Raw genomic sequence first — 22,897 nt, forward strand, 5'->3', positions numbered from 1 at the left:
TCACATGTGTCCTAAAGTTCCCAATTCTCTCGCTTTATTAAAGCCCCAGGAGAACATTAAATAACCCAAAACCAGCATTATTAGCGTTATAACCAGCATGTTTCGTAAGCTTGGGAGGATTTGGGTTAGAGAATATCCGCCACCCATTGTCAGCCTGCCCATTTGGAGAATGTAAGTTTCTGGGTGAATTTTTGAAAGTGGTTGAAGCCATTTTGGTAAAGCTTCGGGTGGGAAATACAAGCCGCTAACAAGCTGGGCGGTAATGTTGAAGAACCAGTTTAGTGGATCTTGTGTTGCTTTGGTGGCAATTCTGAAGCCTGCTGAGAATAAGTCAAGGGCGAAAATAAGCAAAACGCCGCTTAAAATGACAATTACAACGCCAAGGTTAAGATGGATGGTTAATCCGAAAAAGAGAACATAAATTGTGGTTATTATCAAAGTTAATCCCAAGTTCCATAAAATTCGCCAAGCATTGATTCCGATGAAAATTGCTGTTAAAGAAGCTGGTGAATTGTATAACACTGGAAATATCCTGCCTAAAACGAATGAAGAGATACTGCCCTTGGGCAGAAAGACGAGATTGTGGATTATTGAACCAATTAAAAGATAATCAAGGTAACTTGGAGTGCCATATTGTGAAATGTTTGCATTGATTGTGATAAGCTTTGCAAAGATTCCAATGAATAGAATGTTTAATCCTAAGCTGATAAATTGAAGGAGTAGATCAAACCTCCTTGAAAAGAAGACTTCTTTTTGAATGAAAATGAATGCCTTAATTACCTTGATACTTTTGATCATCGCATTAATGTCCATCACTGCTCATCACACCCTATAAAAAATCAATGAAATTACTTATAAACATTGCTTTTTTTTTTTCTTTGTAAATGGTTTCATGGCATTTATAAATAAGTTTCAGTAGTTTATAAATCGGTTGCAGTAAAGCTTATTTATTGTTTCATTGAAAATGTGAATGCAAAAACTTAGGGAGGTGAAAAAGATGGGAAAGTTTGAGATTATAGAAAAAGGCTCTACAGAAGGAATTGCAGGGAATCTCTGTGTGTGCAATGATCTATGCATCCAACAGTGTTTTATCAACATATTTTCAATCTGCCCATGTGTGGCAGGTGGATACTGTGAAAGTAATTGTGTGTGTTATTAAACATCCTTCCCCTCTTTACTTTTTAATGGATAATACTCCTCATATATTGCCACATATTGTAGGGGTTAGGAGGAAAGAAGATATGATGGGCAAAGAAAATATTTCACAATATAAGCCTTCGTTTTATAACCTGATCATACCTCTGAATGAAGAAGGAGAATTCGTTCTCTTCAACACACTTAGGAACATTGTGGCGAGAATTGATAGAGAAACCAAAGAAGGCCTTGAGACAGGTTCCTTAGAAAGATTAGACAATGAAACAATTACACGAATGAGAGAAACTGGAGTGATTATACCCAAAAATTTGGATGAGCTTGATTATTTGAAATATCTCCGAATACTTCACTTGGGGAATATGCTTGCTAATTCTCGGGTAGGATTAACCCTAGTAATGACGTACTCGTGTAATTTAGCGTGCCCTTATTGTTACGAGGGGGATAGAAAAACTAAAGGAGGGTTATTGACTCCAAAAAAGATTGACAAAATATTAACATTTGCAAAAAACCATGAGCAAAATGATAAGAAACCAATAGTTTCCATTAGTTTTTATGGTGGAGAACCGCTCTTAAACTGGAAAGGGTGCAAATACACACTAAAGAGATTGAAAGAAATGAAAGATGAAGGAGAAATTCGAGATTACTCAACTAGTTTTGTTACCAATGGAATACTAATCAATGAGGAAACCATCGATGCAATCAACACGTACAATGTGTATTCAATGCAAATAACACTGGATGGTCCTAGAGATATCCACGATAAAAGGAGAATAAAAATAAATGGTGAAGGAACTTTTGATGAAATAATTGAAAATATTAAACTACTGAAAAATGAAGTCACTAATGAAAAATTCCGTTTAGGTTTAAGAATAAATGTTGACAAGACAAATTACAAGCGAATCCCGGAATTATTGGATTTTTTAAAGAAGGAAGGACTTAATGACATACCGATCTCATACGGGATTGTTAGGAGTAATATTCCATACTGTAGCGATTGCTCAAATACTCATGTTTTTCTTGGTAGGGATTTACCTGAATACTTACCATTCCTCTGGAAAGAAGCTTATAGACGAGGATTTAAAATTACCACAAGACCCAATCTAAAATTTGTTTATTGTGTGTACGATAACCCAAATGGATACGTTGTTGATCCTGAGTTAAAAGTTTACCCTTGTTGGGAGATGGTTGGTGCAGAAAAATACATTATTGGTAAAATAAAAGAAGAGGGTTCTTTTGAGCCAGAACCATTCTATTATACTGTCAAGACGAGGAATCCCATAGAGTTTGAGGAATGCAAGAACTGCAAACTCTTGCCAATCTGCATGGGAGGTTGTGCTGCTGAGTCAACAAGAAGAAATGGTCATCCAAATGGACCTGGATGCGACATAACCAAGTACGTATGGAAAGAAGGACTAAAATTTTATTTAATGAGAAAATATCCCAACCTATTTACGAACAAAGAACTTACAGAAATCCTAGGTACTGTACCAATGGAAGAAAATAGTAATATGTTAAAATTCAAACTATAATGGTGATGAAAACAATGAAGCGCAAGTATCTTTTAGGTGTGCTGTCTGTTTTTATCATATTTCTACTTTTTTTCATGAGGGATGATAATAACATTCAGGTAACTCACGTTAATATTCTTAATCTCTCCATATCCCTTGTTAGTGATGAAGAGTTGAATAACTTAGCGAACCAATCTGTCATCAAGGGATACAGTCAGGTTAAAATAAGGATTTTCGAGAATTATACCTTTAACGCAAACAAGACGATAAAAGTAGGGAATACCGGAGTTGTGTATGTCCCGGTTTTATATTCGCCACGTATTCACTTTAATGACATATTCATAGAAAATGCGGAACTACTAAATGCATCCATCTTAGTTAGTGAGAGAGGTAGCATTCTCCTGCTAAAACTTAAAATTCCAAAAGGCACAAGGGCAGGTATTAGATTTGAATATCAAGGCAGTATTAGAGAACAAATATGTGCTCGAGTTGGCATAATCAGGACTCTTTTTGTTAAATATGAAAGCCCTGATGAAATTGAAATGTGTCCCGAAATGTTTTTGCCTGAAATATCAAATGGATTCTTGGAGACCAAGATTATTTTGGAACTACCTCAATCGTGGAGAACTTGGACGGGAATTATTGTAAGCAACTCAGGAGTATTGGAACCTAAGGCCCAACTCAATGGCCGGCTGATATTTACTTCAAGGGGACTCTTTATCCCGTTCCTTATACTTGGGGATTTTAAGATGATGAGATATAATGTTAATGATGTCAAGGTAGAGATATACTTTCCTAAATACCTCTCCCTAAATGTGTCCTCCAGATATGAAGATGTTGTTGGTGACATTATCAGGACGTTCTCCTCGTGGTACATGCCTTATCCGTATCAGAATCTGACTATCATCTTTTCTTCCAACATGATGAGAATGACGGGAATTAACAAGAACAGCCCAATTTTAATCACGGCAAATGCAACTCCAAGCTTATTAGCTCATGAAATCTCTCACTCGTGGTTCGGAGGGTATGCAGAATTCGGGAATATCGATGAGAGTCTGGCAACATACTCCGAAATGTCGTATATGATAAGATTTTATAATGAACATCCAGAGGAGCTGGAGAATTATGCCAGATACAATCTTACAACAATCCAAAAAGTGCTCGATTTTGTAGAAGAGCGAGTGCTCAAATACAATCACGATTATCCCAAACCTCTCTCCCAGGTTTACAGAACATGGATACCAAATTCTACTATTAGAAATGCAATAATGTATGATAAAGGTGCTTTCGTCTTCCGCTCTCTTCAGTTTGTTCTTGGAAACGAGACCTTCTTTAAGGGGTTGAGGGAGCTTTTAAGGGAATGTCATAATAAAGAGTGCAATTTAACTGACGTTCAAAACGTTTTTGAGAGGGTTAGCGGTCAAAACTTGGACTGGTTCTTCAAAGAGTGGTTTTACACTGCAAAAGTGCCAGATTATGATGTAAGAAACTTAAGCTTGGAAGAAAAAGGTGGAAAATACCTGCTAACTTTTGAAATTATTGACAAAAACAACTTCACAATGCCCCTTGAGGTCGAAGTAAAAACTCCCACAAAGAGTTTCATTAAGAAAGTCTGGATCAACGGAACTGCAAGGGTAGAGTTTGAGCTTGACAAAAAACCCACAGAGATAATCCTCGACCCAAACGAATGGATGGTGAATGAGAACAAAAAATATAACGTTGATGAAATAGAGATAACAATTGAGTAGCAACAAATCAAAATAGTGAAGTAGGGTATTCACACAATAATTTAAAACATATGGTGAGGGCACAACAATGAAGGATATAGTATTTCCAGCTCTCTTGGTTTTTCTCATTATAGGAATTTCGTTCGGTTGCATTTCTGGCGAACATTCGTCACCAACTTCCACTGTAAAAAATATTCAGACTTCAGAAACTATGCAGACAGCTAATTTAAGCTACACCTATTACAAAGACTGGCTCCACAACTCCACAAAGTACTTCGAAATCTACTATCCAGAAGAGATTTATGAAGATCCAACACTGCAGTCAAAGCTCAATATGCTCCTTCTCGGCGCAGACAGCACTTATGAAAGCTATTCTAAGCTCTTTGGAATCAAACCACAAAGAGCAAAAATTTACCTCTATCCCTCAAAAGATAGCCTAAAAAGCATCACGGGGAAAAATACGCTCTGGTTCGTAGATTACCGGAACAGAGAAATACACATTGCATTGATAGAAGAAAGCGGTATGTATTCATCGTTTGAAATTGTTTCAGCACTCTTGGAGTTTGCAGCCGGCAGAAAGCTTCCGGATGTGATTGCTGTTGGATTTGGAGTGCTGAACTTCAGAATATCAATGAGCCCTCAAGAAAAAGCTGCCAAGTATGTGAGCATAGAGCAGCTGAAGTCATTAGATCTAAGAAAAGAATACAACGAAACCCTATATGCCGAAGCTGGGGATTTGCTAAGATACATTGCAGATATTCACGGCACTCAAGCCCTAATAAAAACACTAAAAGATGGAAATATTCCAACTGTCAACGAAAAGGATTTCCTTGAATTTTTAGAGGTTGAAGATCACGAAACAAGCAACATCGAAAAAACGATCATAACCCTGAACATCAGCATAGAGCAGAAAAAGTTTGAAGGAGCTATAACCTATAACAATGTTACCTCACAGCCGTACATATACTTCAGAAGAACACCAAGAATTAACATCAAGGAAATTAAAGTGAACGGCAAAAGCGTTGACTTCATCCAGAGCTTTACAATTGTTATTCCCATGAAGAACTTCAAAAAAGGAAGCATCGAAATCAAATACAGCGGCGATTATTCAAAAATCGAGAAAATAGCACCTAAGAGGGGGTACATAGAAGGGCAGATTAAGAAAAATACTGCATTTTTAAGGGGTGCATTTCTGCGTCCTATGCTGAATTCCGTTGAGCTTTTCAATGTCATCGAAGTTAGAGCCAAGACAGATAGAGGAATAGTTGTAGCTCCAGGTGAATTAATTTCCTCCAATGTTTGGAGAATTTCATTTCCCAGTGGCTTTAGCGGGGTAATTCCAGTCTTTGCTGGAGAATTCAAGAAGATGGAGCTGATGAACGGCTACTTAACGGTGTACTACATGGGGCTTGATGACAAAACCGCAGAGGGATACGCCAACCTTACCGCGGAAATTCTGGAGTTTGGAGTGGAACATTTTGGAAAGCCGGGATACGGGAAAGTTAAAGTTGTTTACCCCAAGGAAATAAGCATTTCAAGTTTAATGCTCGATACTCTTGCATATTCCCATAATCCGCTGAGGTACAAATACGGCTACACCTATGAGGTAGCACACTGGTGGGTTCCCGGGACGGTGACATTTGACAGAAACATGAGCCAGTTCTGGTTCAATCTTGCTTTCCCATGGTACTACTCTTTAAAATACGCTCAGAATATTTCACAGGAAAGCTACCGTGAGCTAAGAAACTATGGGATTTCAAAATATCACAGGGCAACAAAATATGGAGAAAAGGATGTTCCATTAACAGAGGTGTGGAAGGTATGGAGAACAGATATCAACCTCTACTATGCGGTTGGCGCATATAAAGGAGCTTTGGTTCTTGAAAAGCTTGAAGAATATACAGGTAGAGAGGCATTTTTCCAGTCTCTCAGAGAGTTCTTTGAAAAATACAGATTTAGGGAAGGAAATTTAAACGATTTTGTAGCAATACTGGAAAAGAACTCCGGAAAACCAGTTAAAGAACTCTTCCAGAATTTGACAGCGAATACAGGATTACCATAGTTTTTATCTGGTTCCCGTTTTTACAGATTTTTCGCCCTGATTTATAATCAATATCATTCTGTACTCATTATCCAGTGTGTTCATCTTAACCCACCAAACATTCGCTAACCTCCTCTTAACTTTCTTCCCTCTTCGAGCTCTCTTCTCAAAGTCCTTGCCTCAAACTCTGCATTCTTAACCCTAAACACCTTTGCAATCCTCTCAACTGCTTCAAGCTTTCTAATTATGCCGTCAAGCCATGTAAATATGTCCCCGGGATAAAGAATTAAGCCGTACATCTTTCTAAAGTACTCACTTATCTGGGTTGGATGCTTTCCTTCTCTCCTCAGCTCCATGATGCGGTCGCTTATTCTGTGCATCGCGTACTCAGTGCACTCCTTTTCTTCACACATAAAGAAGTCCTGATAAATCGTGAAGAGCCTCTCTTGAGCATTTGGGCTGAGCTCTGGGATAACTTTTTCAAGCTCCTCTAAGATCGAAGCAAAGCTTGGGGAAAAGATGTTAGCACTCAGCCTTCCTCTAACTGCTCCTTCCAGCTCCCTCTGCAGAGTTCCGCTGAGATAAACATTTTCAAAAGGCAAAAGCGTGATTGCAATCTCTCTTGGACTTTTCTTTGTGAGGTTTTCTCTTATGAACTGAGCTTCACTTGGCAGCAAAAAGCTCATGCTAACGGCTCTTCCATAGGGTGTAACGTTCACAAGCTTGCCCCTAAGCTTAACAAACTCATATTCCTCAAGCTTTTTCAAAACCTCTTCAGCACTTTGATTCGCTCCTAAGCATCTGCTCTGAACTTCTTCTATATCATCCAAGTATGAGAACACACATGCATGAGCCAAAACCTGATCTTGCTCCAGCTCATCGCTCCACTCAAGGTAAACAGGCTCAATAGATGCTGTTAACAGCTTAAATGCGACTTCATCTTCGCTTTGCTCCATTTGAGCTGAGTACTTCTTTCCAGGCTCAATTATGAGGTAAACCTTTCCTTTCTCGTGGTAGAGAGGTCTCCCCGCTCTTCCAAGCATCTGGTGGAACTCTCTAACGCTCAGCCACTTATTACCCATTGCCAAGCTTTCAAAGATTACCTGACTTGCTGGAAAATCAACTCCCGCCCCTAAAGCAGCCGTAGTTACAACAACATCAAGCATCTGAGCTTGAAACTCCATCTCCGTGAGCTTTCTTTGATGATATGGCAAGCCAGAGTGATAGGGCTTTGCCTTCAATCCTCTGCTTGTTAAAAACGCAGCAAGCTCGTGGCATCTCTTCCTCGAAAAGGTGAAAACTATGGTCTGACCTTTATAGCCTTGCTTCGATTTTCTCATGGCCTCAGCTTTAGCTAATTGAGCTATGTAGCGCCATTTCTCACTCTCGTTTCTTGCCAAAATGACGTGCCTCTCCAAAGCCACTGGTCTTTCGTCATAGAGAACCAGCTTAAGCCCAAGCTCTTTTGAAAGTTCTTCGGGATTTCCAATTGTAGCACTCAGCCCAATGAACTGAGCTTTTGGATAGAGCTTCCTTAATCTCGCTATTAAACCGTCCAATCTTGCCCCTCTCTCCTCGTCATCAATCATGTGAATCTCATCAATGACGATAGTTCCAACTCTTCCAATTTTTCTGCCAGCCCTCAATAGATAATCAATTCCCTCATAAGTTCCAACAATTATGTCGGCATCAATTCCCGTATCCACAACGACGAGCTCGTCTTTGGTCTTAATTCTGCTCATACCAACCCTTATGGCAACTCTTAAGCCAAGCTTGGAATATCTTCTCTTGAAGTCTTCATATTTTTGATTTGCCAAAGCCACAAGGGGAACCAAAAAAAGCATTTTCTCCCCTTTCATTGCCTTGGGAACTCCAGCCAATTCTCCTATGAGGGTTTTCCCACTTGCTGTGGCTGAAACAATGAGAAGGTTTTCTCCTTTTAACAGACCATGCTGAATAGCCAAGCTCTGAACCGGTAAAAGCTCCCTTATGCCCTCACTCTTTAACACATCTTTGAGCTCTTCCGGAATTTCAAGCTCGTCAATGTTCAGCTTTTTGACTTTAATCTTCTTCGGCTTAAGCTCATCCCATTTTGTAACTTCAGGATTCTTGGTCGGATCAAATCTTGGATCAAAAACCATTAGAACCTTATCTAAATCTCTAAATCGCTGTAAAAGCTTCTTTGCTTGGTCAAACATTCCCAAACTCCTGAAGCGATAGCGGAGCTCATTTTTAAGCTCTTCCTCCGCACATCCCTCACAAATGTATTCGCTATGGAATTTTATTCTATTTCCTTCAGTTAATACGGTTATCTTCCCACTGAGAAGGCAGAACCTACATAGATGGGCTTTTTCAACCCTCTTATTTTGAAGTCTCACTTTAAAATAATTTTCCCATTCATCTGCATCTACCAAAACAACCCTCGCCTGTCTCAAAAGTTTCTCAACCTCTTTGGGATTTCTGTACTGACTACCTTCAAGAACTTTAAACAAACGGTTGTCTCTCATAATCAACCGATAAATTTTGTCAGCCTTCAAATTTTGCATCTGAGAAAGTTTTTCAGGTTCTTTCTCAATGTAGTATGCTTCAAGCTCATTCTTTTTTCTGCCCTTCCTGATTACAAACAGCATTGAAATCACCGCCGTCTCCGCCTTCTTGTTTTTCTCTCCTGCATTATTACACCGCCTTCCTTGAAGGTATCCATAATAACCGAAACCTTCGCTCTTTTCATGTTCTTTCCAAGATACTTTACTGAGAGACTTTTTACAAATTCCTTAAGCTGAGGGACGTCCTTAAAGTTTGCCCGTATCAAAATTTGAAATTCTCCAGTTTTTCTGTAAACTCCAATGACATTATCAAGCCTGCTTATGTTATAGAGCATTCTATCAACGGCTTCATTGTCAACAAGGAGCTCAACTTCAATTATTGCCTGAATAAACTCATTCAAAAAAGCGGGATCAACTATTGCGGAATATCCTTTGATGGCACCCAAGCTTTCAAGCTTTTCAATTCTGTTCTTTATGCTTGCAGGTGAAAGTCCAATTTTTCTTCCCAACTCTGTCAGAGTAGCCCTACCGTTTTTCCTGAGCTCTTTGAGAATCTCCTCATCTTTTTCATCAATGCTTGCCATTTTCACTCAAAGAGAAAATAGTAGGGAGAAGGTTATTATTTTTTCGCTGTTTTAATTGGTGCACCAAAAGCCCTATCTCCGGCATCTCCCAGTCCCGGAAGGATGTAACCGTGGTCATTAAGTTCCCGATCAATCTTTGTCACAAATACCTCCACTTCTGGATATGCTCCCTTAATTCTGCTTATTCCTTCTGGAGCTGCTAAAACTCCAAGAACAATCAAGCGCTTTGGGGTCCCGTATTTCTTGACTTCCTCAATCACTTTCAGCAACGTTGAACCAGTCGCTATCATGGGGTCCGCAATTATTACGGTATCCTCAGGCTTAATCTCTGGGATCTTAATGTAATTCATTTCTATCTCAAACTTTGGCGCTTTGCCTCTTGATGCTGAAACTATGCCGACTCTTGCATGCTCGAAAACCTTTATCAGACCCTCCATAAGAGGAATTGCTGCTCTGAGAACGGTCACAATCACGACATTCTTTCTGTCTTTGGCTATTATTCCTTCTGTCTTTTCTAATGGAGTCTCAATTTCGACTTTTTCAAAATCCATAGTCTTTGTCAGCTCATAGCCCATATATCTGCCAAGCTTTACTAAGCCCTTTCTGAACTCTATTGCACCCGTATGCTTATTCCTGAGCTCTGTAAGAATTTCCATTAAAAATGGTGAGTCTTCAAACGAATAAACACCTTTCCATCTCTTGTCAGCTATCATTAAAAGCCCGCCTCGAGTTTGAAAAAATCTGTTTAAAAATGTTGCGGAAGGGAGGAGAAAAATTTAAACAAACCTGTCAATCTCCCCTTTCCTCCGGAGGGATGCTCTTCTCAGTTACAGGGATTATGCAGAGGAACTCAAAGGTTTCCGAATCTGGATTTTCATAAGCGTGAGGTTCATTTGGCGGGATGTATAAAAAGCTGCCTGGAACAACCTTTACAGTTTTTCTACCGTTTGTTATGTACCCTTCTCCTTTGATCACAAATATTTCATGCTCCCATGGATGCTGATGTGTGGGGATTTTCCCTCCTTTCTTAATTACAAAGTACCTCATTGCAAAGTTCTTTGCCCCAATTTTTGGAGAAATGAGCCATCTAATTGTTGTTTTCTCAACCCCTTCTATCGTAACTTCCTTTTCCTCAACATCAAGATAATGCCCAACGAACATTTTTGCCACCCAAAGAATCTTAAACCTCAAGATACTTAAGGATTTTTAAAATCAAAGGGGGCTCTACTATGAAAATGAAAAAACTCATGGTGCTGATTCTGATAGGATTTGTAGTTCTCTCAGCGGGATGCACGCAGAAAGGAACAACTCCGACAGAGACTCAAGAAAAGCCAAGCGAGACACAAATAACAACTTCCACGCCAGCACAGACTCAAGCTCAGGGAATTAACTTCAAAGAGTACAAGCGTGGGGAAATAATTGGAAATTGGTGGAAGCTTTTTGATACAAGTGTAATTTATGTCAGCAAGGGATATGAGGACTTAGCGAAGCACTACTTCCCAAATGCTCAGATAAAACCTGCAAGTGAATTTAAGAGCGGAATTGCAATTTTAAGCCCAAAAGATGCAAGAGAACTTTTGAGAGGAAAGCCAATGCTGATAACCATCAACAATTATTTCGGCTATGTGGTTTACAAAGTTGGTTACAAGTTCGTCGGACAGGATATTGGCATGATAGTGGCATACAAGGAGGACAACAGAGACAGGCTGATCTTTACAGGTAACGGAAAAGCCGGAGCTGGGGCTACATTGAAATATGCCTTAGAAATTAAAGAGGGAAAAAGAAAACCGAAAACAACATACATCTTAAGAAGAGGGGACTTTGAGGGCGTTGTGCTGAAGGAAATTGGGGACAACAACTGGAACGGAATTCCAGAAAATGGCGAATACTGGACAATTGACGAAATTTACTTTAAGGAGCCGTTTATTTACAACTGGCGTATTGTAAATGGAGAGAACATAACGGTCAGTGGAGGATTCATCAGATATGTAAACGGCTCAAGGGTTTACATCTACGCTTTGAGCTTTAATGTCAGTGTTGAGGTTAAAAATGGAAACGGAGCTAAGATAACGTACATTGTTGAAAACGTGAATCCAAGCATTATGAAGATTCCAGAAAATGCAGAAACGGGAGACACATGGATTAAGTTTACGACAAGTGAAGATCATTTTGCAGTTCAGGCAAAGGATCTTGAAAACTTCACTTTCTTAGCCTTTGGTGATCATAGACCTGGAAGTGGGAGGAAAGTTCCGGAAATGTTTCTGAAGGTTAGAGACGCCATGAATAAAGACAATGGGGTTTTCATAATTGACGGCGGGGACTTAGTGTATTCAGGAAAGGTTGATGAATGGGGAGAGCTGTTCAAAGCCTGGAAGTTCAACAAGCCCGTTTTCATAGCCGTGGGCAACCACGAATATCAAGGAGAGGGCGTCAATGTATACCACAAATACTTCGGACCAACCGACTATTCCTTCGTCCTCGGAAACTACTACTTCATCTTCATGAACAATGTCGAAAAGGGATACTCTTTAAGTGCCTCACAGTGGAAATGGCTCAAAAATGAGCTTGAAAAAGCAAAGAAACTCAACAAAAAGCCAATAATTGTCATGCATGCTCCGCCAATAGACCCCAGACCCGGTGGAAATCACTCAATGAAGGAAAGTGAAGGGAAAAAGCTTCTTGAACTCATGAAAGAGTACAATGCATTTGGAATTTTCAGCCACATCCACATCTACTGGTACGGAGAAAAGGATGGAGTCAGCTATGTGGTTACAGGAGGGGGTGGGGCTCCATTATATGCAAAAGAAGGTGAGGGTGGATTCTACCATTATGTAAAAATTTCTGTAGATGGAGGAATCCATGTTGAGCCTATAAAAGTCAGTTGACCTGTTTTCTTTTCTTTTATTAACGAAAAGTTCTTAAAGTTATGATGCAGAAAGACAGTAGGGGGTGAGAACATGCAACCTCCCAAGAAAAAGAGAGTTGAAGAGATAGAGGAGGAAGAGTTCTTTGAGGAGGAAGAGTTCGAAGAGTGGGAGGAGGATTGGGAGGAAGAATGGGAAGAAGAATCATGGGAGGAAGATTGGGAAGAGGAAGAGGACTGGGAAGAGGAGGAGTGGTGAGCTTTTTATTTTTACGCTTTTTCTATATAGTCTATATAGACATCTGTGCTTAGATATATTCTATTTCGACAAACTATTTATATCCGCCAAGCAACGTTCTTCTGGTGGTGGCAAGTGATTGAAGCGCTCACGGATCCATGGCTTTTCATAACCATTGCTGTTGGTCTTTTTATGGCATGGACAATAGGAGCAAATGATGCCGCAAATTCAATGAGCACGGCAGTTGGTGCTGGAGCAATAACTCCAAAGCAAGCTGTTATAATTGCAGGCGTTTTAGAGTTCACTGGGGCTTATTTCTTTGGAAAGAGCGTCACAGAGACAATAAGAAAAGGCATAATTGACCCATCCAAAATAACCGAGCCATCTGTTCTGATCTACGGTTCGATAGCAGCTCTGCTTGCAGCAGCTTTGTGGCTTCTCATGGCTACAAAATTTGGACTGCCGGTGTCAACAACGCACTCCATCATAGGCGGAATAGTAGGATATGGAATTGTGTATGCAGGTATTGGTATAGTTAACTGGGGAAAGATGGCTCAAGTAATAGCAAGCTGGATTCTCTCACCCATTTTTGGAGCAATAATGGCATTTATGGTCTTTAAAGCAATTTCCAAGACAATCCTGCAGAGTGAAAATCCAGTGAAGAGCGCCAAAAACTACTCACCGGTGTGGATTGGGTTAGCGTTTGTTGTTATAGGGTCGATGTTCTACATAAAAGTACTTCACGGAAAATCACTGCTGATAGCAGTAATAAAGTTTGGAATTCCAGCAGGTTTTGCCGCATTTCTCGTGAGTTTTATGCTTCTGAGACGGAATTTCAAAACAGCAGATCCCTATCTCGGTGCAGAATCGATCTTTAAGAAAGTTCAGGTTCTAACATCGGCTTATGTTGCTCTATCCCACGGAGCCAATGACGTTGCCAACGCAATCGGCCCAGTGGCAGCTGTTTATGCTGTTGCCACAATGGGGCTTGCTGGAATGAGGGTTCCAGTGCCGAGGTGGATCCTGGCAATGGGTGGTTTGGGAATTGCAGTTGGTGTAGCCACATACGGCTACAAGGTCATGGAAACCGTTGGAAAGAAAATCACCGAGCTAACAAACACAAGAGGCTTCAGCATTGATTTTTCAGCCGCAACTGTCGTTTTGATAGCTTCATGGCTTGGACTCCCAATTTCAACTACACACACAGTGGTTGGGGCGGTAATTGGCGTGGGATTGGCAAGGGGAGTAAAGGCAATAAACAAAGACATTGTTAAAAATATAATAATTTCATGGTTTGTTACCGTACCCATAGCCGCTATTATCAGCGGAATAATATTCAAGATATTGATGGTGGTGTGAAATGCAGGTTTGGACTAAGCTCTTTGCAAAAAGTCCGTTTAAGCCCTTAATAAAGCATGCCGAAGTTGTACTGGAAACTGTTGAAACCCTTGAGAGAGCCCTTGAGCTATGGCATGAAGGAAAATACCAAGAGATGGAAAAAGTAGCAATTGAAGTTGATAACTTGGAGGATATCGCCGACAGGATTAAAGAGGAAATTAGAGACAGTCTAACGACAAAGCTCTTCATGCCGGTGAACAGAAATGACATCTTAGAGTACCTGCACATGCAGGATAAAATAGCGGATGCTGCTGAAGACACCGCAAAATGGCTCCTCATAAAGAGACCCAAAGAAATTCCGGAAGAGATTAAAGGGATAATCTTAAAAATGGGAAAGGAAAGCATTAAAGCAGCGAAGCTTGTTCACAATGCAATACTCCAGATGGACACTGTGATCGAGAGCGGCTTCAGTGAGAAGGAGATTGAAAGGGAATACGAGCTTATAAAAGAGATAGAGAGTGTTGAGAACAAGATAGATGGGCTTGACACGAAGCTCATGAAACTCGTTTTTGAAAACGAAGACAAGCTCAGCTGGGGAGATGGGATTTACATTTTAAACATAGCAAGAACGCTCAGCAACATATCGGATAAGGCTAAGGACTCAGCTGAGAGAATAAGGCTTATGATGAACAAATGAAGAAAGAAAACTTCAGATTGCAATCATCGTTGATGTCATCTGTATTTCAGGCATTTTTCTTATTTTTTCCGTTATGAACTGGTCTAAGTCCTTGAGCGTGTCTGTCTCAACTTTAACAATTAGATCGTACTCCCCGTAAACCACATAGGCTTCTTTAACTTCAGGCATTGCCAAAAGCTTCTCCATGACTTCTCTTTCCTTTCCAGCGGCTGTCACCATCAAAATAAATGCTGTCACCATGCTTACCACCAGTTTATAGTTTGTTTCAGAGATATTTAAGACTATCGGAAAGGTGAATACAGATTTATGAATCAGGCTAAAATCTTGCCGAACAGAGACTAATAAGTGGCGACCCAAAAAATATATCAAAACCCAATAGCATGTAAAACGTGGGAAGGCTCATGATTGAACATTTGATCAGCAGAAATGAGCTGAGACAGTTCAGAGAGTTCATGAAAAGAAAAGGTATAGAGGAGCTGACCTTTTATTCAAAAGGGACCACGAGCTTAATTTTTCTTGGGAAATTCCAAGGAAAAAGAGTTATTGTAAAACTTGAGAGAAAAGACACCCCCCGCAAAAATTTCAAAAGAGAGGCAGAGATTTTAAAACTGCTTGAGGGAGATGACATAACTCCAGAACTTATTGACTACGGGATCATTGGAGGAAAGGAGTACTTGGTGAGAGAGTTTGCTGAGGGGAAACCTCTGCTGTATGCAGACCTTGAAAAACACCACTTGATTGAGATTGCAAAGAAAACCCATAAACTCGATGTTCTTGGTATAGATCACGGGCAGATTCAGGGCGGAAAGCACATTATAATAGGAAAATCCGTATGGATAATTGACTTTGAAAAAGCAAGCACAAGAAGAAAGCCAAAGAACTTAACGTCCGCTATGGCAATGCTGTTTTTGAATGAAAACGCTATATCAAAGAGAATCCGAGAAAAATTCAAGATAAACACAGAATTCCTTTCAGAATTAAGAAAAGCATTAAAGGAGTACAAAGAAAACAGGGACATTGAAAGAATCCTATCACTTCTTGGAAGTCTTTAATCTATCCATCCAGTATATCACAAGGGGAATCACAATCGCCATCACAATCAATCCCAGCCTTGGGTCCGCAAAATACTCAAAAGCCAGTATCACAAGAACCGTTAGCCCCATCATCAAGAACAAATCCCTGTCAAACAATCTCGACTTGGCCAAGATGTTCTGTTCTCTTGCAGTATATGCAAGATAAAATGGTATTCCAAGGGCAGCAATGAGAATTCCAGCATAACTCCTTAGGATAACTGAAGCTATAAGACCTATTAGGAGAATTAAGCCGATCCTATATTCCACCTTCATGTTTTTCACCTGTGAAAGATGGTTAAATTTTAAATACTTTTAAAGATTCTCTAAAAATTGGTGGTAACGTTATGAGCAAAATCGAATGGAACGAAAAAACCTTTGCTAAATTCTCCTATTTAGGCGATGTAAGGATTTCTAAAGACGGAAAGCAGATAGCGTATGTTCTAACAAAAGCAAACCTCAAAGACAACAAATATGAAAACACAATCGTCATTGAAGATAAAAGCGGAGTTAGAAAGTTTATAGAAAATGCCTCAATGCCCCGCTTCTCCCCAAGCGGGACAAAGATGAGCTTTGTAAGACCTAATGAGGAGAAAAAGACAAGCGAGCTATGGCTTATTGATTTAAGGTCAATGAGTGCCAAAAAGCTTATGGAGACTAAGAACATCCTCAATGTGAGCTGGAGCAGTGATGATAGACGCTTGCTGATTACTGGCTTCAAGAGAAGAGAAGACGAAGATTTTATATTTGAGGACGATGTTCCGGTGTGGTTTGACAATAAAGGCTTCTTTGATGGCGAAAAAACAACCTTCTGGATTTACGACACTGAAGGAGAGGAGATTTTAGACGAGTTCACGGCTGATAAATTTTCATCTGGAATTTGGCATGGTGAAGAGATAATCTACAACGTTCCCCACAGGGAAGACAACAAACCTCAGTTCTTCAAGTTCTACGACATCTACCGCTATAAAGATGGAGAGAGCGAGAAAATATTTGAAAAAGTATCATTCACAGCAATTGACTCCAATGGAAAAGAAGTTCTGCTCATAGGAAAGCCAAAAAAGGAGAAACTCAGCGAGCATGATTACCTATACCTTTGGAATGGCAGGGAAATTAGGTCATTGACAGAGCGCTTTGTTTACAACAACTGGGACGGAAAGCTTGATGCTGAAGGAAATGTCTACTTCCTAAGCCCCAGAGAAGGGAGGGTTTCATTATATAAGCTCAGTGAAGATGAGCTGATTCCAATAGTTGACGAGAACGCTTGGGTCATGGGGTTTGACGTCAGCAACGATGGGAAAGTTGTTCTCCTAAAACAGACAGACACAAAGCTCAGCGAAGTGTTCCTCTGGGACGGAGAGCTCAAGCAAATCACCGATTATAACGGCCCAATCTTAGCGAAGCTCAAAACAAGACCAATAAAGCACTTCCGCTTTAAGTCCCTCGATTTGGAGCTTGACGGCTGGTACATCAAGCCAGACATCAAAGAGGGCGAAAAAGCTCCAGTCATAGTCTTCGTTCACGGTGGTCCGAAGGGGATGTACGGCTATTACTTCAAATACGAAATGCAGTTAATGGCTGACAAAGGCTACTACATAGTTTTCGTCAACCCAAGAGGAAGCAACGGCTATGATGAAGATTTTGCCTTGAGAGTTCTTGAGAGAACGGGCTTAGAAGACTTCCAAGACATAATGAACGGAATTGAAGAATTCTTCAAACTTGAGCCCCAAGCCGATCGCGGAAGAGTGGGAATCACAGGAATAAGCTACGGTGGCTTTATGACGAACTGGGCACTAACACAGAGTGATTTATTCAAAGCTGGTATTAGTGAGAACGGCATAAGCTACTGGTTGACAAGCTATGCCTTCTCCGACATAGGACTGTGGTTTGACAAGGAAGTTATCGGCGACAATCCACTCGAAAACGAGAACTACAAAAAGCTCAGTCCATTGTTCTATGCACAAAACGTTAAAGCACCAATACTAATCATCCATAGCCTTGAAGACTACCGCTGTCCGCTCGACCAGAGCGTTATGTTCTACCACGTGCTCAAAGACTTAGGAAAAGAAGCTTACATCGCAATCTTCAGAAAAGGAGCACACGGACACAGCATAAGGGGTTCACCAAGACACAGGGCAAAGCGCTACAAGCTTTTCATGGAGTTCTTCGAGAGAAAGCTGAAGAGGTATGAGGAGGGCTTTGATGTCGAGAAGATTTTGAAGGAAGAGAAGAAAGAGGAGAAGTGACTATTAGCCAAACTTCCATCCTAAAATCCCCAAAGCCTCTTCCACTCTTTTAACATTTTTGAAGCCAACTTTTCTCAACCTTTCCATGACCCCTCTCTGCAAATCTTTTCTCCTAAATTTCTTTCCAGGGTTGCCTACATAGTGGAAGATCCTCCCTCCAGGCTTAAGGACTCTGAAGAGTTCAGCATAAAACTCCTCGCTGTAAAGCTCACCAGCCAGTGAAAATCTTGGAGGATCGTGGACAATTACATTAAACGTCTCATCCCTAAACTTCCTGATGACATCAAAAACATCTCCTTGAACTACTTGAATGTTCTGGGAGTGAAAGACCTCATAGCTCCAGGGATTCAGCTTAGCAAGCTCAATAACGTTTGGATCTTTTTCTACAGTTATTACATAAGCTCCCCTCTTTGCGCTCTCTATTGCTGTGTAGCCCAATCCCATGCACGTGTCAAGGACAAATTCGCCTTCCTTCGGCTCAACGGCTTTAATCTTAGCTCTCGTGTCCCAGAGAGGATTCGTATCCTTGGTCCGGTGCATCCTTATTCCATTAATCTCTATCGTTGGCGGGATCGTTGGAACAAGCTTGTAGAAGTGCTCGCCAGCAATGGCAGCTTTAAAAACGTGTCCATTCTTTACGAAATAAACTGTGCCCTCGTCTTTTGCTATCTTTTCAATGATTTTCTTCTCAACTTCACTCCCATCAGGAAAAATTATCTTATCATCTTCAACTTTTACAGCAAAGGTTCTGTTTGTTTTCCTTAAATCGAGGTTTAACTTAACCTCACCTCTTGAGAGCAGAATCCTACGTGCCTCTCTGAAAGTTAGAAAATAAGCTTGAAACCCAGGCTTCAAGTTAATCACCGAAGAAGCCTTTGATGTCATCTATCGTCAATTCTCTGATTAAATATGACTTAATACCCATACCCATTGCTTTAATGTGCATACCTTTGTCATCGGTGAATAACGGCAAATTTAGCAGATTAGCAAGAGCAATAAAATATGAGTCAAATCCACTGGCACCAGTAGATAATGAAATTTCAAGGGCTTTTTCAATTAGCTCCACATCATAATGTAAGTTGTAGTTTTCAGAAATTGTTATCGCTGCTAATAATGCTTTATCAGCATCTCCAGTTACTCTTTTTATAACCCCTGCGACTTCAACTTTAGCGACTGTTGGAACGTGAACTTCAATATTTCTTTCCTCAATAAGTCTCATCAAATATTTACATTTTTCATGTGTTTGTCTTTCTCTGTTGTACACTTTCTCCGGAAGGTTTCGTGATGGTGAGAGAAGTGCCTTTAAAATAACAGAGGAATCAAGAATCACTCCCATATTTTTCTCTCCCTGCCTTCTTTTAGAGCTCTTTCAACATCTTCTTTGACTTCAACATTCTCAAATGCTTTTAAAAGCTCCTTAATTGAAGGCTTTATAATTAGCTCCACTTCCATTCCTTCCGGAAGATTAAGTTTTTTCTTCGGCTTTAACACCCCATTCTCATAAACGGCTACAATTTTTGTGACCACTAAACTCACCATATTAAACTTAAAAGAGAGGGGTTTAAAAATCCACCCCTAACCAACGACCCTTTCAAAAACCCGCTCGAAATTCTTGAAAGCTATTGCTTCAACTTCCTTTTTGCTGAACCTTTCATTTAGCTTTTCTAAAAGTGCTGGGATTTTACTCTCATCCTCAAATCCTTCAACGCTTTCTCCTTTCCAGCCTTTCAGATAGTACACAAAGTCAAAACCTAAACCCACGTGCTGATAGCCAGCTAAATCAGCCATGTAAGCAATGTGATCAAGGTATTTATCAAGCGTCCGCTTTTCTTTGTCAACAAAGCTTGGAATCGCCACAGCTCCTATAACTCCGTCCCTCTCAGCTATCGCTTTAATCTGCTCATCTGTTAAATTCCTCTTATTGTCACAGAGAGCTTTTGCATTTGAATGCGAAGCTATAACCGGAAAGGCTGTGGTTTCAAGGACATCCCAGAAGCCCCTCTCGTTTATGTGGCTTAAGTCAACTAATATTCCAAGCTCCTCAGCTTTTCCAAGAACTTCAACTCCAAAATTGGTCAAGCCGCCGTTGGTTCTCTCAAAGACACCATCTCCTATCGCATTCCTTAAGCTCCATGTTAATGTTAGAACCCTCAACCCAAGCTCATAAAACACTTCAAGCAGATCCAAGCTGTCCTCTATTGGTTCCCCACCCTCTAAGCCAAGCCATAGAGCAACCCTACCGTTTTTTATGGCACTTCTCATCTCTTCAACATTTGTTACAATGGCAAACTTCTCGCTTTCAAGAACATCTTTGTAGAGCTGGTTCATAACCTCAAGTCCATACCTCAGAGCTTGAGCCCTTTTGTCCTGTCTCGTCCAAACTGCCATGACACGAGCCTTTATATAACCTCCAAAGAACCTTTCAAATTCTCTGTCAAGAACTCTACTCTTTCCTTCTTTTCGCATATCATAGACGTAAGTGGGCAAATCAGAATGGGCATCAAAGATCATATCATCACCAAAAATAAGAGCAAGCTTAAGGTATTTAATCCTTACAGTGTTGCTTCAATTTCAACGATCTCCTCAAGAGCCTTCTTTTTGATTTCATTATCTGGAATTATCTCAATTATTTTATACGCGTCTTTTAGTTCTTTCTCTCTGGCAAGTTCAAGAGCAATTGCTTTCAATGCCTCACTTTTCTTTTCAACATCCTCAATCTTATTTGCAAATACAAGAGCCTCTTTGATGCTTCCCAGTTCTGTGAGTAGAGTGGCAATATACGCCACACCTTCCTGCGAATAACTGAAGGCATCTATCTGTTCCAAAATCTCCCTAACAATCTTTTTATACTCAAAAACATCAAGCTTTTTCATCCAGAGCGCTATCTCCAAAAGTCCGATTGCTATTTTTTCTCCTTTTAATAAATTTTTCACCTCAGCGACAGCATGCCCATACCTACCTTCTAAGAGTGCACTTCGGATCTCAGGCTTGCCACAAACCTTAAGGGTTTTTGCAAGCAGTATCTTTTTCTCAAGAATTGCGGCTTTAAAATTCACATGGAGTTTGTCAAAAAGATCATACGCCCTCTCATAAAAAGGCAAAGCACCAGTTGAATTGAGGGAGTCACCAGTTTCCTCAAGGATTTCACCAAGTTTTATTGAATAATCCGTTTTTTGAGTGTAATCAATCTTAGACCTGATTACTGTGTCAAAAGCGACCTCAAAGGTTTCCAACGCACTGTCTATAAGCCCAGATATACCCATGTGGTAGGATATCTTCCCAAGGGCAATAGCCCGTTCTCCGCTGTTTTCTATATGCAATGCCTCATCGAGAGCCTTTTCAAAAAGCTTGACTCCTTTTTTTCTGTTCCCAATTATCAAATAAGCAGAAGCAACGTTGCTTAGGGCTATCGATTTTTTGAAGGGATCTTTAATCTTTTTTGTAATATACTCGGCATCTTCCATGATATCTAAAGCAAGATTAATGTCTGAGAACTTTTCATATATATCAAGGGCAATCAAACTAACCGCATGAACTTTATCCAAATTATCTTCCAGCTCATCAACCTTAAGCAGGGCATCTTCATATAGCCCGCCTTTTACAAGAAGTAAAATATCCTCTATTGTTGTCATACATTTCAAATTCTCCCCAAATCCTTATAAAGCCTTTGTTTAATAGCCTTATTTGGTGTCTAATGACGTAAACGGTGATAAGAATGCTTACTTTGGCATTATATAATTCATATGACCCAAAAAAAGTTCATGAAGCCCACTTAAGGGCAATCGCAAGGGCTGCTCCTATTTGTTATGCATTCGATTTCCACTTGGCTCTAATTGGATTCCCATTCAATGAGAAACCTCTCGATTTGTCAGAGAAAATATCTGAAAACACAACAATTGGAGAAGGTGGGAAATACCTCCTCGAACTTGCCAAGAAAAACAAGTTCCATCTGTTGGAATTTCCAAAGAGGGGATTTCCACCCCAGTTTGGAACCATAATAGCAACAACCAGAAAGCCCGATGAACATAAGGAAATAAGTGCCATAGAAGTAGCTAAAAGAGCTTTGAAGGGAGAAAGCTTTATGTTGATTGTTGGCTTGGGGAGACATGGCCTTCCAGAAGAAATCTTTAAGTTAGCTGAGTACCACTTGGACATAACGGATGGCAAAAGGATAAGCTTAGAAACATGTACCGCTATAGGATCAATACCAACTAAGATTAGAACTTTAATGGAGGCACTAAAATGGAAGAAAAGATAAAAAGCTGGAAAAATGACCTTGTGTTCATTGTAATTTCGCTAATTGTTATATTTGCAATACACAACGGGCTAAAAATAGCCCTGCACACCGATTCCCCTCTCGTCATTGTTGTAAGCGGTTCAATGGAGCCCGTGTTTTATAGGGGTGACGTCGTGCTCCTCAAAGGTGTCAAGCCAGAGGACATAAAAATAGGCGATGTAGTTGTCTACAAAAGACCATACACCAAATATCCGATAATTCACAGAGTTAGGGAAATTGAGAAAATCGTTTTAAACGGAAAGGAAGAGCTATGCTTTGTAACATGGGGAGACAACAATCCCGCACCTGACCCATATCCCTATGATGGGGAAATCCTACCGTGTGTTCCCCAGGAGGCTGTTGAGGCAAAAGCATTGCTTGTCTTTCCGAAAATTGGCTTAATTCCACTGGAAATAAGGGAAAGACTCGGCTTAACCTGAGGGATGATGTGAGGGTAGGTAGCTGAGCTGTGATGATCTAATCGGCCCCTGACCCTTACGAAAGTCAAGAAGGCGAGGGGTGAAGCCCCCTTTGTGATCTCAAACCCCTCTCGAGTGAGCTTCGCCTCATTCGAAAATTGCGCTGATGCCCTCCCCTTGGCATGCAAG

General features: G+C 40.4%; 23 protein-coding genes. 11 read left to right on the top strand and 12 right to left on the bottom strand.

The features are described from left to right. Window positions 1–813 (bottom strand): ABC transporter permease, encoded by an 813-nt coding sequence (locus TERMP_RS08725; RefSeq protein WP_048159816.1) that lies wholly within the window; start codon window positions 811–813, stop codon window positions 1–3. 320 nt (window positions 814–1,133) lie between these two features. On the opposite strand from TERMP_RS08725, the gene TERMP_RS08730 reads away from it, so the two are divergent. The 3 genes from TERMP_RS08730 (at window position 1,134) to TERMP_RS08740 (ending at window position 6,452) form a co-directional block, all read left to right on the top strand. Then, entirely contained in the window at window positions 1,134–2,684 is a 1,551-nt protein-coding gene (locus TERMP_RS08730) for a radical SAM/SPASM domain-containing protein (protein ID WP_013468037.1), read from the top strand. 5 nt (window positions 2,685–2,689) lie between these two features. Next, on the top strand, window positions 2,690–4,411 hold the full coding sequence (locus TERMP_RS11545; RefSeq protein WP_237702802.1) for a M1 family aminopeptidase: 1,722 nt from the start codon (window positions 2,690–2,692) through the stop codon (window positions 4,409–4,411). 67 nt (window positions 4,412–4,478) lie between these two features. After that, the gene (locus TERMP_RS08740; protein WP_048159817.1) at window positions 4,479–6,452 is read left to right on the top strand and encodes a M1 family aminopeptidase; all 1,974 of its coding nucleotides are present in this window, start codon (window positions 4,479–4,481) and stop codon (window positions 6,450–6,452) included. 104 nt (window positions 6,453–6,556) lie between these two features. Here TERMP_RS08740 and TERMP_RS08745 read toward each other — a convergent pair whose 3' ends face one another. The 4 genes from TERMP_RS08745 to TERMP_RS08760 form a co-directional block, all read right to left on the bottom strand. Then, window positions 6,557–9,061 (bottom strand): DUF5814 domain-containing protein, encoded by a 2,505-nt coding sequence (locus TERMP_RS08745; RefSeq protein WP_013468040.1) that lies wholly within the window; start codon window positions 9,059–9,061, stop codon window positions 6,557–6,559. Between the two features lie 5 nt (window positions 9,062–9,066). Further along, entirely contained in the window at window positions 9,067–9,561 is a 495-nt protein-coding gene (locus tag TERMP_RS08750; RefSeq protein ID WP_013468041.1) for an Lrp/AsnC family transcriptional regulator, read from the bottom strand. 35 nt (window positions 9,562–9,596) lie between these two features. Continuing rightward, complete coding sequence (gene upp / locus TERMP_RS08755) at window positions 9,597–10,274, bottom strand: uracil phosphoribosyltransferase (protein ID WP_013468042.1); 678 nt, start codon at window positions 10,272–10,274, stop codon at window positions 9,597–9,599. Between the two features lie 76 nt (window positions 10,275–10,350). Next, on the bottom strand, window positions 10,351–10,722 hold the full coding sequence (locus tag TERMP_RS08760; RefSeq protein ID WP_013468043.1) for a cupin domain-containing protein: 372 nt from the start codon (window positions 10,720–10,722) through the stop codon (window positions 10,351–10,353). Window positions 10,723–10,796: 74 nt separating this feature from the next. On the opposite strand from TERMP_RS08760, the gene TERMP_RS08765 reads away from it, so the two are divergent. From TERMP_RS08765 to TERMP_RS08775, 4 genes are all read left to right on the top strand, one after another. After that, window positions 10,797–12,446 (top strand): metallophosphoesterase family protein, encoded by a 1,650-nt coding sequence (locus tag TERMP_RS08765; RefSeq protein WP_048159983.1) that lies wholly within the window; start codon window positions 10,797–10,799, stop codon window positions 12,444–12,446. 72 nt (window positions 12,447–12,518) lie between these two features. After that, window positions 12,519–12,683: a hypothetical protein gene (locus TERMP_RS11615; RefSeq protein WP_013468045.1), complete on the top strand. Its 165-nt coding sequence runs from the start codon at window positions 12,519–12,521 to the stop codon at window positions 12,681–12,683. A gap of 171 nt (window positions 12,684–12,854) precedes the next feature. After that, on the top strand, window positions 12,855–14,021 hold the full coding sequence (locus TERMP_RS08770; protein ID WP_048159984.1) for an inorganic phosphate transporter: 1,167 nt from the start codon (window positions 12,855–12,857) through the stop codon (window positions 14,019–14,021). Between the two features lies 1 nt (window position 14,022). Then, entirely contained in the window at window positions 14,023–14,697 is a 675-nt protein-coding gene (locus TERMP_RS08775) for a TIGR00153 family protein (protein ID WP_013468047.1), read from the top strand. Window positions 14,698–14,709: 12 nt separating this feature from the next. Here TERMP_RS08775 and TERMP_RS08780 read toward each other — a convergent pair whose 3' ends face one another. After that, window positions 14,710–14,937 (bottom strand): Lrp/AsnC family transcriptional regulator, encoded by a 228-nt coding sequence (locus TERMP_RS08780; RefSeq protein WP_010884736.1) that lies wholly within the window; start codon window positions 14,935–14,937, stop codon window positions 14,710–14,712. A gap of 161 nt (window positions 14,938–15,098) precedes the next feature. On the opposite strand from TERMP_RS08780, the gene TERMP_RS08785 reads away from it, so the two are divergent. After that, window positions 15,099–15,749, top strand: a complete 651-nt coding sequence (locus tag TERMP_RS08785; RefSeq protein WP_013468048.1) for a serine/threonine protein kinase — start codon at window positions 15,099–15,101, stop codon at window positions 15,747–15,749. Here the strand turns inward: TERMP_RS08785 and TERMP_RS08790 are convergent. Continuing rightward, window positions 15,729–16,043, bottom strand: a complete 315-nt coding sequence (locus TERMP_RS08790; protein WP_013468049.1) for a hypothetical protein — start codon at window positions 16,041–16,043, stop codon at window positions 15,729–15,731. The genes TERMP_RS08785 and TERMP_RS08790 overlap by 21 nt on opposite strands. Before the next feature lie 71 nt (window positions 16,044–16,114). On the opposite strand from TERMP_RS08790, the gene TERMP_RS08795 reads away from it, so the two are divergent. Beyond that, entirely contained in the window at window positions 16,115–18,013 is a 1,899-nt protein-coding gene (locus tag TERMP_RS08795) for a S9 family peptidase (RefSeq protein ID WP_013468050.1), read from the top strand. A 3-nt stretch (window positions 18,014–18,016) separates the two neighbouring features. Here TERMP_RS08795 and TERMP_RS08800 read toward each other — a convergent pair whose 3' ends face one another. The 5 genes from TERMP_RS08800 to TERMP_RS08820 are packed head-to-tail and all read right to left on the bottom strand — an operon-like array spanning window position 18,017 to window position 21,645. Continuing rightward, complete coding sequence (locus tag TERMP_RS08800) at window positions 18,017–18,868, bottom strand: class I SAM-dependent methyltransferase (protein WP_013468051.1); 852 nt, start codon at window positions 18,866–18,868, stop codon at window positions 18,017–18,019. 1 nt (window position 18,869) lies between these two features. After that, entirely contained in the window at window positions 18,870–19,349 is a 480-nt protein-coding gene (locus tag TERMP_RS08805) for a PIN domain-containing protein (protein WP_013468052.1), read from the bottom strand. Then, window positions 19,340–19,552, bottom strand: a complete 213-nt coding sequence (locus TERMP_RS08810; RefSeq protein ID WP_237702805.1) for an antitoxin family protein — start codon at window positions 19,550–19,552, stop codon at window positions 19,340–19,342. The genes TERMP_RS08805 and TERMP_RS08810 overlap by 10 nt, the downstream gene beginning before the upstream one ends. Window positions 19,553–19,588: 36 nt before the next feature. Beyond that, window positions 19,589–20,524 carry a dipeptidase gene (locus TERMP_RS08815; RefSeq protein ID WP_013468054.1) on the bottom strand — a complete coding sequence of 312 codons (936 nt, stop codon included), beginning with the start codon at window positions 20,522–20,524 and terminating at the stop codon, window positions 19,589–19,591. Window positions 20,525–20,565: 41 nt separating this feature from the next. Continuing rightward, window positions 20,566–21,645, bottom strand: a complete 1,080-nt coding sequence (locus TERMP_RS08820) for a hypothetical protein (protein ID WP_013468055.1) — start codon at window positions 21,643–21,645, stop codon at window positions 20,566–20,568. Window positions 21,646–21,728: 83 nt separating this feature from the next. On the opposite strand from TERMP_RS08820, the gene TERMP_RS08825 reads away from it, so the two are divergent. Continuing rightward, the gene (locus TERMP_RS08825) at window positions 21,729–22,271 is read left to right on the top strand and encodes a DUF531 domain-containing protein (RefSeq protein WP_013468056.1); all 543 of its coding nucleotides are present in this window, start codon (window positions 21,729–21,731) and stop codon (window positions 22,269–22,271) included. Continuing rightward, window positions 22,256–22,729 carry a signal peptidase I gene (locus TERMP_RS08830; protein ID WP_013468057.1) on the top strand — a complete coding sequence of 158 codons (474 nt, stop codon included), beginning with the start codon at window positions 22,256–22,258 and terminating at the stop codon, window positions 22,727–22,729. Before TERMP_RS08825 ends, TERMP_RS08830 begins: the two co-directional genes overlap by 16 nt. Window positions 22,730–22,897 lie beyond the last annotated feature (168 nt).

Origin of the sequence: Thermococcus barophilus MP, from assembly GCF_000151105.2 — an archaeon.
GTDB classification, from domain to species: Archaea; Methanobacteriota_B; Thermococci; order Thermococcales; family Thermococcaceae; genus Thermococcus_B; species Thermococcus_B barophilus.